Annotated in this window: 15 protein-coding genes; 10 read left to right on the plus strand and 5 right to left on the minus strand. The window is 63.4% G+C overall.

Features of this window, described 5'->3' with window-relative positions; genetic code table 11:
• Positions 1-143 precede the first annotated feature (143 nt).
• The 4 genes from nrdH to nrdF all read left to right on the plus strand — a co-directional run bounded on the left by nrdH (position 144) and on the right by nrdF (position 4174).
• On the plus strand, positions 144-389 hold the full coding sequence (gene nrdH / locus ACFVYC_RS03575) for a glutaredoxin-like protein NrdH (RefSeq protein ID WP_013601222.1): 246 nt from the start codon (positions 144-146) through the stop codon (positions 387-389).
• A 119-nt stretch (positions 390-508) separates the two neighbouring features.
• Positions 509-961, plus strand: coding sequence for a class Ib ribonucleoside-diphosphate reductase assembly flavoprotein NrdI (gene nrdI / locus ACFVYC_RS03580; RefSeq protein WP_387547135.1), 453 nt, complete (start codon positions 509-511; stop codon positions 959-961).
• A gap of 20 nt (positions 962-981) precedes the next feature.
• Positions 982-3102, plus strand: a complete 2121-nt coding sequence (gene nrdE, locus ACFVYC_RS03585) for a class 1b ribonucleoside-diphosphate reductase subunit alpha (protein WP_387546621.1) — start codon at positions 982-984, stop codon at positions 3100-3102.
• 97 nt (positions 3103-3199) lie between these two features.
• Positions 3200-4174, plus strand: coding sequence for a class 1b ribonucleoside-diphosphate reductase subunit beta (gene nrdF / locus ACFVYC_RS03590; RefSeq protein ID WP_387546623.1), 975 nt, complete (start codon positions 3200-3202; stop codon positions 4172-4174).
• 111 nt (positions 4175-4285) lie between these two features.
• Here nrdF and ACFVYC_RS03595 read toward each other — a convergent pair whose 3' ends face one another.
• From ACFVYC_RS03595 to ACFVYC_RS03615, 5 genes are all read right to left on the minus strand, one after another.
• Positions 4286-5053, minus strand: a complete 768-nt coding sequence (locus ACFVYC_RS03595) for an SCO1664 family protein (protein WP_387546626.1) — start codon at positions 5051-5053, stop codon at positions 4286-4288.
• Positions 5053-5604 (minus strand): DUF3090 domain-containing protein, encoded by a 552-nt coding sequence (locus ACFVYC_RS03600; RefSeq protein ID WP_387546629.1) that lies wholly within the window; start codon positions 5602-5604, stop codon positions 5053-5055. Before ACFVYC_RS03600 ends, ACFVYC_RS03595 begins: the two co-directional genes overlap by 1 nt.
• Before the next feature lie 24 nt (positions 5605-5628).
• Positions 5629-6321: an MSMEG_4193 family putative phosphomutase gene (locus tag ACFVYC_RS03605; protein ID WP_387546631.1), complete on the minus strand. Its 693-nt coding sequence runs from the start codon at positions 6319-6321 to the stop codon at positions 5629-5631.
• A gap of 116 nt (positions 6322-6437) precedes the next feature.
• Complete coding sequence (locus ACFVYC_RS03610; protein ID WP_387546633.1) at positions 6438-7604, minus strand: cytochrome P450; 1167 nt, start codon at positions 7602-7604, stop codon at positions 6438-6440.
• Between the two features lie 142 nt (positions 7605-7746).
• Positions 7747-8109, minus strand: a complete 363-nt coding sequence (locus ACFVYC_RS03615) for a UBP-type zinc finger domain-containing protein (RefSeq protein WP_387546636.1) — start codon at positions 8107-8109, stop codon at positions 7747-7749.
• Positions 8110-8264: 155 nt separating this feature from the next.
• Here ACFVYC_RS03615 and ACFVYC_RS03620 point away from each other — a divergent pair, with 155 nt between their 5' ends.
• From ACFVYC_RS03620 to ACFVYC_RS03645, 6 genes are read left to right on the plus strand one after another with little or no spacing between them, the layout of a single operon-like run.
• The gene (locus ACFVYC_RS03620; protein WP_387546639.1) at positions 8265-10031 is read left to right on the plus strand and encodes an FAD-dependent oxidoreductase; all 1767 of its coding nucleotides are present in this window, start codon (positions 8265-8267) and stop codon (positions 10029-10031) included.
• Positions 10015-10872 carry a hypothetical protein gene (locus tag ACFVYC_RS03625; protein ID WP_387546642.1) on the plus strand — a complete coding sequence of 286 codons (858 nt, stop codon included), beginning with the start codon at positions 10015-10017 and terminating at the stop codon, positions 10870-10872. Before ACFVYC_RS03620 ends, ACFVYC_RS03625 begins: the two co-directional genes overlap by 17 nt.
• Positions 10873-10915: 43 nt before the next feature.
• Positions 10916-12532 carry a sugar ABC transporter ATP-binding protein gene (locus ACFVYC_RS03630; RefSeq protein ID WP_387546644.1) on the plus strand — a complete coding sequence of 539 codons (1617 nt, stop codon included), beginning with the start codon at positions 10916-10918 and terminating at the stop codon, positions 12530-12532.
• Entirely contained in the window at positions 12529-13566 is a 1038-nt protein-coding gene (locus ACFVYC_RS03635; protein ID WP_387546647.1) for an ABC transporter permease, read from the plus strand. The genes ACFVYC_RS03630 and ACFVYC_RS03635 overlap by 4 nt, the downstream gene beginning before the upstream one ends.
• Positions 13563-14675 carry an ABC transporter permease gene (locus ACFVYC_RS03640; RefSeq protein WP_387546650.1) on the plus strand — a complete coding sequence of 371 codons (1113 nt, stop codon included), beginning with the start codon at positions 13563-13565 and terminating at the stop codon, positions 14673-14675. The genes ACFVYC_RS03635 and ACFVYC_RS03640 overlap by 4 nt, the downstream gene beginning before the upstream one ends.
• Positions 14675-15901 carry a substrate-binding domain-containing protein gene (locus ACFVYC_RS03645; protein ID WP_387546652.1) on the plus strand — a complete coding sequence of 409 codons (1227 nt, stop codon included), beginning with the start codon at positions 14675-14677 and terminating at the stop codon, positions 15899-15901. The genes ACFVYC_RS03640 and ACFVYC_RS03645 overlap by 1 nt, the downstream gene beginning before the upstream one ends.
• Positions 15902-15937 lie beyond the last annotated feature (36 nt).

Genomic DNA, 15937 nt, shown 5'->3' on the forward strand with positions numbered 1-15937 from the left:
GTGGATTAAAGGTGCATTAAATGACATACTTGTAATACATCATCTTGGGGTTCAAAAGAGGCGTCTGCACTAGATGTAGTATCTACATACAGCTTGGGCGGGAACACCGGACGAGTAAGTTTTCAGTAAAGGGGACAGGAACCATGACCGTAACGGTTTACACAAAGCCTGCTTGTGTTCAGTGCAACGCTACCTACCGGGCGCTCGACAAAAAGGGCATCACCTACCAGAGCGTTGACATCTCCCAGGACGCCGAGGCACTCGAGCGCCTGAAGGCACTGGGCTACATGCAGGCACCCGTTGTGGTCACCGACCAGGACCACTGGTCAGGCTTCCGCCCGGACAAGATCGAGGAACTGGCGCTCTCCGCTGTTTCCTCCGTGGCCTAGGGGCCACTCCTTTTCCTGCCGGCAACAAACAACCAGCTGAGGTGACTCCCACGGCAGCACCAGCAGCCCAGGAATTCCGTACAGCACAGGAACCCCGGGAACTTCACGCGGCTCAGCGCGTGGAATCTTCCGGGCCGGCTCCGGCCGTTGTCACCAGCAGCCGGCTCATCTACTTTTCCTCGGCATCCGAGAACACCAGCCGCTTTGTCTCGAAGCTTGGCCGTGAGGTGGCCCGGATTCCGCTGCTCGCCAAGGACGCACCCCTCCTCGCCACCCGGCCGTTCGTGCTGGTGGTGCCCACATATGGCGGCACCGGGGGAGAGGGATCTGTTCCCAAGCAGGTCATCCGGTTCCTCAACATTCCGCAGAACAGGCAGCTGATCCGCGGAGTGATTGGTGCCGGCAACACAAACTTCGGGGACAACTACTGCATGGCGGGGGACATCATCGCCGCCAAGTGCGGCGTACCGCACCTCTACCGCTTCGAATTAATGGGCACGCCAGAAGACGTTGCCCGCGTAAACAATGGATTGGACACGTTTTGGACACGACTGTCGCAGACACAGAAGTAACCAGGGCCCAGAAGCCTGAGATGCCTGCTGCCTACAAGGGCCTGGGTTATCACGAGCTGAACGCCATGCTGAACCTGTACGGACCCAGCGGCGAGATCCAGTTTGAGGCGGACCGCGAGGCCGCACACCAGTACTTCCTGCAGCACGTGAACAACAACACTGTGTTCTTCCACGACCTGGAAGAGAAGCTCGAATACCTGGTCAAGAACGACTACTACGAGCGCGAGACGCTGGACCAGTACACGATGAACTTCATCCGTGACCTGTTCAACCGCGCCTACAAAAAGAAGTTCCGCTTCGAGACCTTCCTGGGCGCGTTCAAGTTCTACACGTCCTACACGCTGAAGACGTTCGACGGCAAGCGCTTCCTGGAGCGCTACGAGGACCGTGTGTGCATGGTTGCCCTGCACCTGGCCCGTGGCAACGAGCAGCTTGCCCTGCAGATGGTTGATGAGATCATCGAGGGCCGCTTCCAGCCGGCCACGCCCACGTTCCTGAACGCCGGCAAGAAGCAGCGCGGCGAGCTGGTCTCCTGCTTCCTGCTGCGCATCGAGGACAACATGGAGTCGATCGGCCGCTCCATCAACTCCGCCCTGCAGCTGTCCAAGCGCGGCGGCGGTGTGGCGTTCGCGCTGACCAACATCCGCGAAGTGGGCGCGCCCATCAAGCAGATCGAGAACCAGTCCTCCGGCGTTATCCCCGTGATGAAGCTCCTCGAGGACAGCTTCTCCTACGCCAACCAGCTCGGTGCCCGCCAGGGTGCCGGAGCGGTGTACCTGCATGCGCACCACCCGGACATCTACCGGTTCCTGGACACCAAGCGGGAGAACGCGGACGAGAAAATCCGCATCAAGACCCTCTCGCTCGGCGTTGTTATCCCGGACATCACGTTCGAGCTGGCCAAGCGCGACGAGGACATGTACCTGTTCTCCCCGTACGACGTCGAGCGCGTTTACGGCATGCCGTTCTCTGACGTCTCGGTCACCGAGAAGTACTACGAGATGGTGGACGACTCCCGGATCAAGAAGACCAAGATCAAGGCGCGCGAGTTCTTCCAGACCCTCGCCGAGATCCAGTTCGAATCCGGCTACCCGTACATCATGTTCGAGGACACCGTTAACCGGGAAAACCCGATCGACGGCAAGATCATCATGTCCAACCTGTGCTCGGAGATCCTCCAGGTTTCGCAGCCCACCACGTACAACGATGACCTGTCCTACGCCGACACCGGCAAGGACATCTCCTGCAACCTGGGCTCACTGAACATCGCCAAGGCCATGGACTCGCCGGACTTCGGCCTCACCATCGAGACGGCCATCCGCTCGCTCTCGGCCGTGTCCGACATGTCCAACATCACCTCGGTGCCGTCCATTGCCAAGGGCAACGACCAGAGCCACGCCATCGGCCTGGGCCAGATGAACCTGCACGGGTACCTGGCCCGCGAGCGGGTCCACTACGGTTCCGAAGAGGGCCTGGACTTCACCAACATCTACTTCTACTCGGTGGTGTTCCACGCGGTCCGAGCCTCCAACCTGCTGGCCATCGAGACCGGCCAGACGTTCGGCGGCTTTGAGAAGTCCAAGTACGCCTCGGGCGAGTTCTTCGACAAGTACACGGAGCAGGAGTGGGTGCCGCAGACCGAGAAGGTTGCCGACCTCTTCAAGAAGGTGCACATCCCCACGCAGGCTGACTGGCTGGCGCTGAAGGCGTCGGTTATGGAGCACGGCATCTACAACCAGAACCTGCAGGCCGTGCCGCCTACGGGCTCGATCTCCTACATCAACAACTCCACCTCCTCGATCCACCCGGTGGCGTCCAAGATCGAGATCCGCAAGGAAGGCAAGCTGGGCCGCGTGTACTACCCGGCGCCGTACCTGACGAACGACAACCTGGAGTACTACCAGGACGCGTACGAGATCGGCTACGAGAAGGTCATCGACACCTACGCCGCTGCAACCCAGCACGTGGACCAGGGCCTGTCCCTGACGCTGTTCTTCAAGGACACCGCCACCACCCGCGACATCAACAAGGCCCAGATCTACGCCTGGAAAAAGGGTATCAAGACCATCTACTACATCCGCCTCCGCCAGCTCGCGCTGGAAGGGACTGAGGTGGACGGCTGCGTCAGCTGCATGCTGTGATTGAAGCTTCAACTCAACTGTAGATGTACGACGGCGGGTGCCCGCCCGCCGTCGTACGCTTTAACTTAGAGAAACCACCCAACGCATAGGGGATGACATGACCGAGAAGGTCAAGCTGCTTAGCCACGTCGAGGCCATCAACTGGAACCGCATCCAGGACGACAAGGATGTCGACGTCTGGAACCGCCTGGTCAACAACTTCTGGCTGCCGGAGAAGGTGCCGCTGTCCAATGACGTCCAGTCCTGGAACACGCTGACGCCGGCTGAGCAGCAGCTCACCATGCGCGTTTTCACCGGCCTAACCCTGCTGGATACCATCCAGGGCACTGTCGGCGCAGTCTCGCTGATTCCGGATGCGCTCACCCCGCACGAGGAAGCCGTCTACACGAACATCGCGTTCATGGAGTCGGTGCACGCCAAGAGCTACTCCTCGATCTTCTCCACGCTGGCCTCCACCAAGGAGATCGACGAAGCGTTCCGCTGGTCCACGGAGAACGAGAACCTTCAGAAGAAGGCTCAGATTGTCATGGACTACTACCAGGGCGATGACCCCCTGAAGCGGAAGGTGGCCTCGACGCTGCTGGAGAGCTTCCTGTTCTACTCGGGCTTCTACCTGCCCATGTACTGGTCTTCAAGGGCCAAGCTGACGAACACGGCTGACCTGATCCGCCTGATCATCCGCGACGAAGCCGTACACGGCTACTACATCGGCTACAAGTTCCAGCGGGCCCTCGAAACGGTTTCTGCAGAGCGCCGGCAGGAGATCAAGGACTACACCTTCGAGCTGCTCTTTGAGCTGTACGAAAACGAAGTCCAGTACACGCACGACCTTTACGACGGCGTGGGCCTGGCCGAGGACGTCAAGAAGTTCCTGCACTACAACGCCAACAAGGCGCTGATGAACTTGGGCTACGAGGCCATGTTCCCGGCTTCGGTCACCGACGTGAACCCCGCTATCCTCTCGGCGCTGTCCCCGAACGCTGACGAGAACCACGACTTCTTCTCCGGGTCCGGCTCGTCGTATGTGATCGGCAAGGCCGTAAATACCGAGGATGAGGACTGGGACTTCTAGGACTGCCTCCCAGCCGCGCATGCGCTGACAGCCCCGAATGCACTCCGTTGCATTCGGGGCTGCTTTTTGCAGCGGGTGTCACTTGCGGCCAAGCCCGTAGCCGTAACTCCCTCAGAACAGCGGCCAGGGCACCGCCGACATCTCACCTCTCGGAGCCGGAAACCGCCCTGCCAAACGCAACCGTGCGCAGCGGGCGGCGAGCGAGGCGACTTCTTCGGCGGTGAGCAATTCCGTCAGGTTTCGGCCCAGCTCACCGCGCAGTTCTTCGCTGACACGATCGATGCCGTCGGTTTCCTCGGCGGTAAGAGTGTCTCCCAGCCACCCCCACAGCACCGTGCGCAGCTTGTGGTCCTGGTGAAACGTAAGTCCATGGTCCACGCCGTGCCGGTGTCCATCTGGCATGGCAAGGATGTGGGCGCCTTTGCGGTCGGCGTTGTTCACAACGACGTCGAACACCGCCATGCGTCTCAGAGCCGGCGTATCCTCGTGGACGAGGGCGACCATCCGCCCCTCCTCATCCTGACCTTCGAGGACGTGTTTCCAGCCGCTTTCCGGGACGTCGTCCGTGGGGACGAGGTCCACCGCGTTCTGGTCAGGGTCTGCCTCCTGCCAGAGCTGCACCATTCCTTCGCCTAACGGACCATCGCGGAGCCAGGTGCGTGGCACGACGTTCCAGCCGAGGACCTCAGAGACCAGGTAGGCGGCGACCTCCCGGTGGGCAAGGAAGCCGTCGGGAAAATCCCACAGCGGTTTCTCCCCGGCCATCGGCTTATAGACCACCGTCGTGTCGCCGATGCTGCCCAGGAAGGTGGCGTTCGACGCCGTCATAATGCGCCCGGTGAGCGTCAGCTCCGCCGTCAGAAGGTCGGGCGCCTGCATCAGACCTCGGGATGAGTGCAGACGTGCCCGTCGGCGTCTACGGGATAGCCGCAGAGCGGGCAGACGGGACGACCGGCGCCTACAACCTCACGGGTGCGCTTGGCGAATGCGCGGGCGGTACCAACCGGCATCCGCACCAGCAGCATTTCGGGCGCTTCAGCGCCGTCCTCCTCAAGAGACCCGTCGTCTTCAGCATCAACATCGGCGAGCGGGTAGGCCTCGATGACCACCTGCGCCGTCGTTGGGTCCCAACCTAAACTCATGGCGCCGGTCCGAAACTGCTCCTCAACGGCCTCGAGCTGGTCGTTGTCAACCAATTCAGTGGGGGTACTGGTGGGAACGCTGTGAGGGTTGCCCTCGATGTTGAGAAGCTGGTCGAGAATTTCGTCGATCTTCTCGGCGAGCTGGGCTGACTGCTGCTTCTCCAGGGCGATGCTCACAATGTGCTTCCCTGTACGAACCTGCAAGTAGAACGTACGCGCCCCCGGAACGCCGATGGTTCCAACGACGACCCGATCAGGCCAGGCAAACTCGTGAACACGTGTAGGCATAAGAGCATTTTAGGCACAGGCGCTTCATGGTGCCTGTTGCCCTGCGCCGCCACCCACCGGCGCATCTCCCGAGTGGATGCCGTTGGACAGCCAGGACAGGTCCCCGGCGTCGGTGTTGGTCGCGTAGACACTGGGCCGACTGGCGCTGTAGTGCACTATCGATACGGAGGCAGGGCCCACATTTATGCGCTGGAACAGGTCGAGGTGCATGCCGAGCGAGTCGGCGAGGATTGATTTGATGACGTCCCCGTGACTCACCGCGACCCAAACGGCTCCTGGCCCGTACTCGGCTTCGAAGGCTGCATCGTGGCGTCGAATGGCTGCCACCGCCCGGGCCTGCATAGCAGCCATGGATTCACCGCCGGGAAAAACGACGGCGGACGGCTGCGACTGCACAGCCGTCCACAGATCTTCGGTGGCCAGATCACTGAGCATGCGCCCCTGCCATTGACCGTAATCGCACTCGGTAAGATCGGGTTCCAACGGCGCGCACGGAGTGCCTGCCTGGCGATCGAGGATGAGCCGGGCGGTCTGCTGACAGCGCTCGAGGGGGCTTGATACCACCCCAACTAACCGGACTGCCGCGAGCCTCTCTCCGGTCAAGGCCGCTTGCTCGCGCCCGATCTGGTCCAGGTTGACACCGGCGGCCCGGCCGGCCAGCAGTCCAGTGGCATTGGCTGTGGTGCGGCCGTGCCGCACGAGAATAACTGTCGCCATCAACCCAGCCTAGCCACCCGCTCGGCGGCACTATCCGCCTGGACCCAAGATTTGCCGGGCACCTTGCCACTGCCGGCGTATCAAAGGGCATCGGGTGGCCAGGAAGGTAGACGCCGTCAGGCAGGCTGCCAACTTACCGGGATTGCCTTCAGCCCATAAATGATGGTGCTTTCCATCCGTTCCAGCTGTGCTCCCTGATCCATGGAAAGCCCCGGCAAACGGGACAGCAGGGCACCCAGCGCAATCCTGGCTTCGAGCCGGGCCAGCGGGGCGCCGAGGCAAAAGTGAACGCCGTGGCCAAACGCCAGATGTCGGTTCTGGCTGCGGTCCACGTCAAACTCGGCAGGCCGCTGGAACTGCCGCTCGTCGCGGTTGGCGGAACCTATCCACGCCACGATTGGCGCGCCGGCGGGAATCAGTTGGCCTCCCACGGCAGTGTCCGCGACCGTCACCCGGTACATGGACTGGACCGGCGATCGAAAGCGCAACACTTCTTCGATGGCCTGGGGGAGCAGAGCGGGTTCCCTTAGCAGGCGGTCCATGGTTCCGGGGTACTCCGCCAGACACAAAACGGCGTTGCCAATCAGATTGGTGGTGGTCTCATTGCCTGCGACGAGCAGCAGGGCGCAAAAGCCGAGCAGTTCGGGCACCGTCAGTTTTTGACCGTCAATTTCCGCTGCCAGCAGGGTACTGATGAGGTCCTGGCCTGGGCGGCTCCTGCGATGGTCAATGAGGGCCAGGAAGTACTCCGTCATCTCCACGTTGGCGGCGTAGTGGTCCTCACTGGCCGAACCGGTCCGCGTTTGGCTGACAATCGCATCGGACCACTGTTTGAACCGATCACGGTCCTGGGCGGGGATGCCCATGAGTTCGGCAATCACTATGACCGGCAGCGGGTACGCCAATTCCTTGATCAGGTCTGCGCTGCCGCGGGGCGCGATCCCCTCCAAAAGCTCGTCGGTGAGCCCGGCGATGCGGGGAGCCAGTGCATCTACGGCCTTGGGCGTGAACGCCTGGGTGACCAGGGAGCGCAGCTGTCGGTGCCTTGGGGGATCGGTGGCGATCAGGCTCGAGGCGAAAAGCTGTCCGGTCCCCGACGCATCGTCACCACCCATGTGCGAGGAGAATGTTGCATGCTCGGACAGTGCCCGCTGAACGTCGTCGTATCGGAAGAGGTGCCAACTTCCCGACTCTTCGTCGTAGTGGACGGGCGCAGTTTCCCGCATTCGTTCGTAGTGAGGAAAGGGGTTGAGCTGATGTTCAGCGGACTGGATGAAGTCCACGGCTGGCCTCTCTGCTCGCCTGAGGCCCGATCCCCCAGACCTACGCCGGGCCGGGACGATTGGGCGTTGAGCCTTGATTTTAGCCAGTGCCCGTTCCTGGGTCATTAGCAGTCAGTAAAGCGGTTTGTACTGGATCCACCGTTTACCGGTGTAAGCGCTCCCGCCAGTCTGCCGGTACTTTGTCTGCCGGTGCAGGTGCAGGCTGCTCCGGTGGCCTGGATTGCGGATCCGGAAGCCGCGGGCCGCGGAAGAACTTCTTTGTGGTGTGGTGGTAAAACCAGTTCTCCCCGGGTTCGAAGGACCGGATGACGGGGTGGCCGAGGGTGCGAGCGTGGGCACTGGCATGCTGTGAGGGTGACGAATCGCAGCATCCGATGTGGCCGCATTGGGCGCAACGGCGAAGATGCAGCCACCAGCCCGGGCCGTCACCGCTGAGGCACTCCAGGCACCCTGTTCCACTGGGTGTGGCGGCGAGACTGATTCCCGGAATCGGGTGATCCTCCATGGGTCCTCCATTTCCACCGCTGCGGTTCTGCTTTGGCCATCCCGCTTGCCCGCGGTAGGCAGCTATTGTGGCAGAACCTCCGCGCCCTTGTCCCCAATGTCCTGCCCCGAGTATCGTGAGCGCCACCGAATCAGTGAACCGGAAAGACGGCGGCCATGGATCACTCGGTGCCGATCATGCTGATTGCTACCAGAGACTCAACCTCTCGGCGCACTCTCGAAGACGAGCTACGTCGACGCTACGGTGCCGACTACGAGGTGGTGGTCTGCGCCGACCACGCCCACGGGCGGGCGGTCCTGGAGGGGCTCCGGCGTTGGAATCGCCAGGTCGCCCTCATACTCGCGTGCTACGGACCGGATGACCGCGGCGGACTTGATTTCCTGCGGCGTGCCTATGGCTTTCACCCGGCCGCAAAGCGCGGCGTGGTGGTGACATGGGGCGACTTCGCCAGCGCCCCCACTGTATTCCGGGCGATCGCGCAGGGTTACGCCGAATTGGTGATCATCCGCCCCGAACGTCCGCGCGACGAAGAATTTCATGGCGCGATTACCGATGCCCTCGACGACTGGCACCTGGCTCAGGGCGTCGGGTTCGAGGCGGTCCGGCTGATCGGGGAAGTAGGCGACGAACGGACTCACACGTTGCGCGACTCCTTGAGCCGAAACCATATCCCGGTGGGCTTCCACCCTGCCGGGTCTGAGACGGCCGAACGGACGCTGGAGAGCGTGAACCTGCGGGACCCCGTGCTGCCGGTCATGGTGCTGGAGTTCACCGCGCCACCCATTGTCCTCGAGAACCCCAGTGACCTCGAGATCGCCGAAGCGATGGGGGTGACGCGGCCGCCACCGGCGGACAAGATCTTCGATCTGGTGGTCGTAGGAGCCGGTCCCTCCGGCCTCGCGACCGCCGTGTATGCCTCCTCCGAAGGCCTCTCCACGATGGTGGTGGAGGGAGAAGCCGTGGGCGGCCAGGCCGGCACCAGCTCGTTGATCCGCAACTATCCCGGCTTCTCCCGCGGAGTGAGCGGCGCACACCTGGCCTACCGCTCATTTCACCAGGCCTGGACCTTGGGCACGGACTTCCTGTTCCTGCGGAAGGCGGAGGGCCTCAGGGTGGAGGGAGCCTTATACGCGGTATCGATTTCCGATGGCAGTGTGGTGCGGTGCCGCACAGTGGTGGTGGCCACCGGCGTGGACTACCGGCGCCTCGGCATACCCCAGCTGGAAGATCTGGTCGGCAGGGGCGTCTTCTACGGGGCCACAGTTTCCGAGGCGCCATCGATGGCCGGTAAGAACGTATGTGTCGTGGGCGGCGGCAACTCGGCCGGGCAGGCGGTTCTGCACCTCGCGAAGTACGCGAAGAAGGTGACGCTGCTGGTGCGCGGACCCACTCTGTCGGTCAGTATGTCCGAGTACCTCATCTCCCAACTGGAGGCCACCCGGAACGTGACAATCCGCTACAGCACCGCGATCGTGGGGGCCCGTGATCAGGACGGATTCCTTACGGCCGTCAAGGTCGCCGCATCCGGAGGCGCCGACGCGGCCCAGAGCGAGGAGATCGAAGCGGGCGGCTTGTTCGTGCTGATCGGTTCGGTGCCGCGGACCTCCTGGCTGCCGGACACCGTAGAGCGTGACCCAGCCGGTTTCCTGCGTACGGGCGCCGGCAGCGATGCCGGCGGCGCTGCGCCCTTTAGGCCGGACCGGCCGCCGTTGGCACTGGAAACCAGCATGCCCGGCATTTTCGCGATCGGCGACGTGCGGGCAGGTTCGATCAAAAGAGTGGCTACCGCGGTCGGGGACGGCGCCACCGTGGTCTCGATGCTTCACGCCTGCCTGGCCGAGAACCCCCTGCCTGCCCCGCACCCTGCCCCTGGTGAGGCAGCCCCGCCCGAGGAGCTGCCCGGTGATGTCCACTTCACCTGAGGTCACGCCCCTAATTCCGCCGATGCGGTGGCTGCTCTATATCGCTGCAATCCTCGTGTTTCTGGCCGGGCTTGTGCTGTTCGTGTTTCCGCTCCGGACTGAGGAATGGTTCGCCTGGACGGTCAATCCGCCCATGACCGCCGTCTTCCTCGGGGCGGCCTACTGGTCTGCCGCCGGGCTGGAAGTGACAGGCGCCCGCTCAGTCACCTGGGGTTCGGCGAGGTTGGCGGTGTGGCCCGTTTTCGTCTTCACGACCCTGACCCTCGGAGTCACCCTGCTTCATCTCGACCGTTTCCACCTGTCGCCAGACAATGGCCTCCTTGCCCAGATAGCCACGTGGGCGTGGCTGGCAATCTATGCCATGGTGCCTGTGGCGATGGTCGTCATCAGCTGGATCCAGGTCCGGTCCCGGCCCCCTGCCCCAAAGCCCATAAGGGAGGGACGGCCAGTGCTGCCCCTTGCGCTCCGGCTGCTCCTGGGGGCAATCGCCGGGGTACTGCTGTTGTACGGCGTAGCGCTCCTGGCTGTACCCGTTCAGGCCGCGACGTGGTGGCCGTGGCCACTCTCCGACCTCACGGCGAGGGCAATCGGAGCGTGGCTGGTCGGTCTCGGGTGGGCCGCCGCGCAGGGTCAGTTGAGCGGCAACCTCCGCACTGTCCGCCCCGTGGCCCTGACCTCCGTTGCCTTCGTGATTCTGCAGGCGCTTGCCCTGCTGCGGTATGGCGACGCCCTGACATGGCCGAGCGCACCGGCAATCGGCTTCGTGACCGTGCTGCTTGCCATTGGGGTGGCCGGCGGATGGGCGCTCGCACTATCCCGTGCGCCGGCAGCCCTCCCTTGACGGAACGGAACCCCCGCTGTAACAGTTAGGCGTGGGCGGATCGATGGAGAACCACGAACGGACTGGCGCAGCGTCAATCCCCGGCGGGCTCCCTCATGCATCCGCATCCCAGCCGCCGCTTTTGGAAGTCCGTGGACTGACCAAAAGTTTCTTTGGCATCCCCGTCCTGGAAGACGCCCACCTTACCCTTCACCGGAGCCAGGTTCACGGGCTTGTGGGCGAAAACGGCGCCGGGAAATCCACCCTGATGAAGGTGCTTGCAGGGGTCTACCAGCCGGACGCTGGAACGGTGCTCCTGGACGGTCAGGAGGTCAGATTCAGCCACCCTACGAAGGCCCACGAGGCGGGACTGTCGTCGGTATTCCAGGAGTTCAATCTCCTTCCGGACCGGACGGTGGCCGAAAACATCTACCTGGGCCGGGAGCCCCGCCGCGGAGTCCTGGTGAACAAGGCGCTGATGAACGTGAAGACGGCGGAGTTGCTGGAATCGCTCGGGATCACCGCCATCCGGCCCACCGCGCAGGTGCGGAGCCTGACCGTAGCTGAGCAGCAGGTGGTGGAGATTGCGAAGGCGGTCAGCTATGACGCCCGGATCGTCTCCATGGACGAGCCCACCGCCGCGCTGGCCGGCGCCGAGGTTAATCTCCTCTACCAGATCGTGTCCCGGCTCCGGGAACGCGGCACGGCCATCCTCTATGTCTCCCACCGGCTTCGGGAGCTCTTCGATCTGTGCGATGTCATCACAGTCCTGAAGGACGGCCGGGTGGTCAGCACCGGGCCCGCCTCAGAACTCGACGATGAACGGCTGGTCCGGCTGATGGTGGGCCGGCCTATTTCAGCTTTCTTCCCGGACAAACTGCCCCGGACTGACAGCGGCGCCGGAGGCAGCAGCGCTGAAGCCGATCGCGGTGAAGGTACCGGCACTGCCGCACAGCCGATCCTCGAACTGCAGGATGCCGGAAACGGGCAGTTGGACGGGATCAGTTTCAGCGTTCGGCCCGGTGAGATTGTCGGACTTTCTGGCCTCCAGGGCTCGGGCCGGACGGAACTGCTTCACGCCATCTTCGGAGCCGTCCCCTTTAATCGCGGCACCATGTCAGTGGAGGGCCGGACGCTTATGCCCAAGTCGCCGCGGGAGGGGGTCGTGGCGCACATGGCGCTCATTACCGAAGACCGCAAGGCTGAGGGCCTGAGTTTGAACCAGTCCATCTTCGATAACGCCCTGACCGTCATCAGATCGGTTTTTCCGCGCCGCACCAGAGAAGTCACGGCCGAGGTCCCCGGAGTGTTCTCGTCTCTGGAGGTCGTGGCCCGGGACCTGGACCAGGAGGTGCAGTACCTCTCCGGCGGGAACCAGCAGAAAGTGGTCCTTGCCAAGTGGCTGGCCATCCGCCCCCGCCTGGTCCTGCTGGATGAACCCACCCGCGGCATCGATGTGGGAGCCAAAGTGGCGGTGTACCGGTTGATGCGCAAGCTCGCAGCCGAAGGCAAAGCCATCCTGATGGTCTCCAGCGAATTGCCCGAGGTCATCGGCATGTCCGACCGGATCCTGGTTATGCGGGACGGGCGCCTCGCCGGCGAGCTTCCGGCCGGAACGTCCGAGGAAGCCGTCCTGCAGCTGGGAACGGGAGCCAGGACCGCTCCTGGAGGAGGGACATGAAACAGCGCGGCAGCTTTATCGATCGTCTTTCCTCCACACAGATCGTCTTTCTGGTGGCGCTGCTGACGCTGATCGTTGGCGCCGTGCTTGTCAGCACCATCGGGCGGAACTTCTTCAGCCAGGGCAACATCTCCAGCATCCTGACCGGGACCAGCGTCCTGGGGTTCATCGCAATCGGACAGACGCTGGTCATTTTGGCCGGCAGCCTGGATCTCTCGGTTCCCTACGTCGCCAGCCTGGCCAGCCTTATTGCCGCCGGTGTGATGGCCAACAACCCGGGCAACGTCCTGCCCGGCGTCCTGCTCACGCTGGGTGCCGCGGCAGTCATCGGCCTGGCGAACGGCCTGATCGTTGCCCGCCTCAATGTGCACGGGTTCATCGCCACGCTGGGCATGGGCTTGATCATCAGCGGCTACCTCGCCACCAACTTCAAGGGCAGCTTCGGCCAGACCCCGCTCTCGTTCCGGATGATCGGGGCGACCGGCCTGGGACCCGTCCCCATCTCGACCATCATCATGCTGGCCTGCGCGGGCCTGGCCATGCTGCTGCTCCACCGCACCCGAATGGGCCACCACCTCTACGCCGTCGGCGGTGACATTTCCGTAGCCCGGACCTCTGGAATCCGCATCGATCTGCCGGTCATCACCGCTCATGTGATCTGTTCGCTGCTGGCAGGAATGGCAGGGCTGCTCCTCGCCAGCCGGCTCGGTGTGGGCAGCCCAACCGTGGGTTCGCAGGGCGGCTACGATCTGCTCTCCATCGCCGCAGTGGTCCTCGGCGGGACTCTGCTGGCCGGCGGCAAAGGGACCATCACCGGCACCCTCGGCGGCGTCCTCATCTTCGCCATGCTGGACAACATCATGTCCGTTATGCAGATCAACCCATTCCTGAAGGACGTGGTCAGGGGTGTGGTGATTGTTGTCGCCGTTGCCGTGTATGCCCGCCGCAGGATCGTCAGCAGACCGGAGCGGTTCAGCTCGAAAGGGTCCGCGGAAGCGCCTGCCTCACAGGCTGCACCCGCGGAGTTGCCATGAGCACGGCTCTGCCCTCCGGGCGCAGCGAAGTCCTCCGGCAAAACCGCGCCAGCCGTTCCCAGCGGCTCCTCCGGGCTGTGCGCACCCCCGGCGGCGCCGTCTTTATCCTGTTGATCAGCCTCCTGGCAGCCATCATCGTGCTGAACCCCTCCTTCGGGGAGCCGGGCTCCTTCATCCGGTTCATCGGCAGGACGGCCCCGATCGCCATCGCCGCCGTGGGCCAGTACTTCGTTATTGTCAGCGGCGAATTCGACTTGTCCATGGGGTCGGTGGTGACCATGCAGGTCATCGTGGCCGGCAACCTCATCCGGCAGGACGATTCCAGGGTGATTCCCGTTCTGATTTTGATGTTTGTGCTGGGTGCCTTCATCGGGCTCGTGAACGGACTGATCACCACGCTGCTGAAGGTGCCCAGTTTCATTGTCACGCTGGGCATGATGCTGGCCCTGCTCGGACTGGTCCTCTACTGGACCGGCGGCGCGGCCCAAGGGAACCCGGCGGACAGTTTCCGCCAGATAGGCCGCGGCGGGATCCAGGATGTCCCGGTCCTGGACATCATTCCCTACCCCGTCATCATCCTGACGGCGGTGGCCATCCTGGCGTTCGTCCTGATGCGCCGCCCCTTCGGCCGCATGCTCATCGCCGTCGGTGACAATCCACTGGCGGCTGAGCTGGCCGGCTCCCGTGTGTGGTGGGTGCGGACGCGGGCGTTCATCATCTCGTCGCTGTCGGCCACCGTGGCCGGCATCCTGCTGGTGGGCTACGCGGGAGTACACCCATCGGTGGGGCGCGGTTACGAGTTCACGGCGATCACCGCCGTCGTGCTCGGGGGTGTGGTGCTGGGAGGCGGTCGCGGCTGGGTGCTGTCCGCGGCGGCCGGCGCGTTCGCCCTCGAGGCGCTGTTCACCCTCCTTAACTTTATGGGCGTCCAGGCCACCTGGCGGGACACGGTCCAGGGGGCAATCATCATCATCGCTGTGGCAGCAGCGTCCAAGTCATGGCAGCGCAAGCGCAAGGGAGCCACTTCCGCTGCCCATGACGAACGGCACCGGCTAAGCGCAGCACCCATGCCCCACGAGGGCACCAAACAAGGAGGAGATCCAGCCTGATGCGCAAACACTCTATCCGCGCGATCGCACTTGGGGCCGCACTGCCGCTGGTGGTGCTGACCGCCTGTACCACCACGGACCCGTCGGTTACCGAAACGACGGCGGCACCGGGGACTGGCTCACCGGCACAAACCAGTCCGGCGAGCCAGGAATGGTTTGACCAGACGCTATATGACGGGCAGTTTCAGCAACGCTCGGCGGCCTTTGAGGGGAACGCGGAGCAGCCCTATCTGCAGTACATTGCCGGAACCATGACGGACACCGCCAAGTTCGCCTCATCCGGGGCGCACAAGGTCTGCTTCGCCAATGCCTCAATCTCGAACCCCTGGCGCCAAACGGGCTGGATCACCATGAACCAGCAACTGAAGGTCCTGCAGGGCTCGGGAGTCATATCCGAGATGGAAACCCGCGATGCCAAGGACAACGACAATACGCAGATCGCAGACATTGACTACTTCATTGACGAGGGAAACTGCGATGCGTTCGTCATATCGCCGAACTCCACAGCGGCCCTGACCCAGGCCGTGGAACGCGCCTGCCAGACCGGCAAGCCTGTGGTGGTGTTTGACCGCGGGGTGGAAACGGACTGCGCCACCACGTTCATCCACCCGATCGGCGGGTTTGCCTGGGGCATCGACACCGCCACGTTCCTGACGGACAGGCTGCAGTCCGGTGACAAGGTGGTGGCCCTCCGCATCCTTCCCGGCGTGGACGTGCTGGAACACCGCTGGGCGGCGGCCAAGAAGATCTTTGAGGAGAAGGGAATCCAGGCCAAGGACTACTTCACCGGCGCGGACCCCACCGAGATCAAGAAGATCATCTCCGACGAACTGGCCACCGGCGACGTGAAGGGTGTGTGGATGGACGCCGGAGACGGTGCGGTGGCGGCCCTCGAAGCTTTCGAGGACGCCGGCAAGGATCTCCCGGTGATGACCGGTGAGGATGAGATGAGCTTCCTGACCAAGTGGAAGGAAACCGGCATCGACGCCATGGCCCCCGTCTACTCCAACTTCCAGTGGCGGACCCCGCTGCTGGCCCTGGAAAAAATCTTCAAGGGTGAGCAGATCCCGGCCGAATGGGTTCTCCCGCAAAAGCCCATCCTCGCAGACGAACTGGATGACTGGCTGCAGCGCAACCAGGGGATGCCCGGCGGGCACTACGCCAAGTTCGGCGGAGAAGACCTCCCCGGCTACCCGGAAGTCTGGCAGCAGCGGCAAATGCCCTGACACTGCTCCTCGCGCAGCGTGGAAGGAATCTACCTG

The organism is Pseudarthrobacter sp. NPDC058329 (assembly GCF_042879835.1).
In the GTDB taxonomy this organism is placed as follows: Bacteria; Actinomycetota; Actinomycetes; order Actinomycetales; family Micrococcaceae; genus Arthrobacter.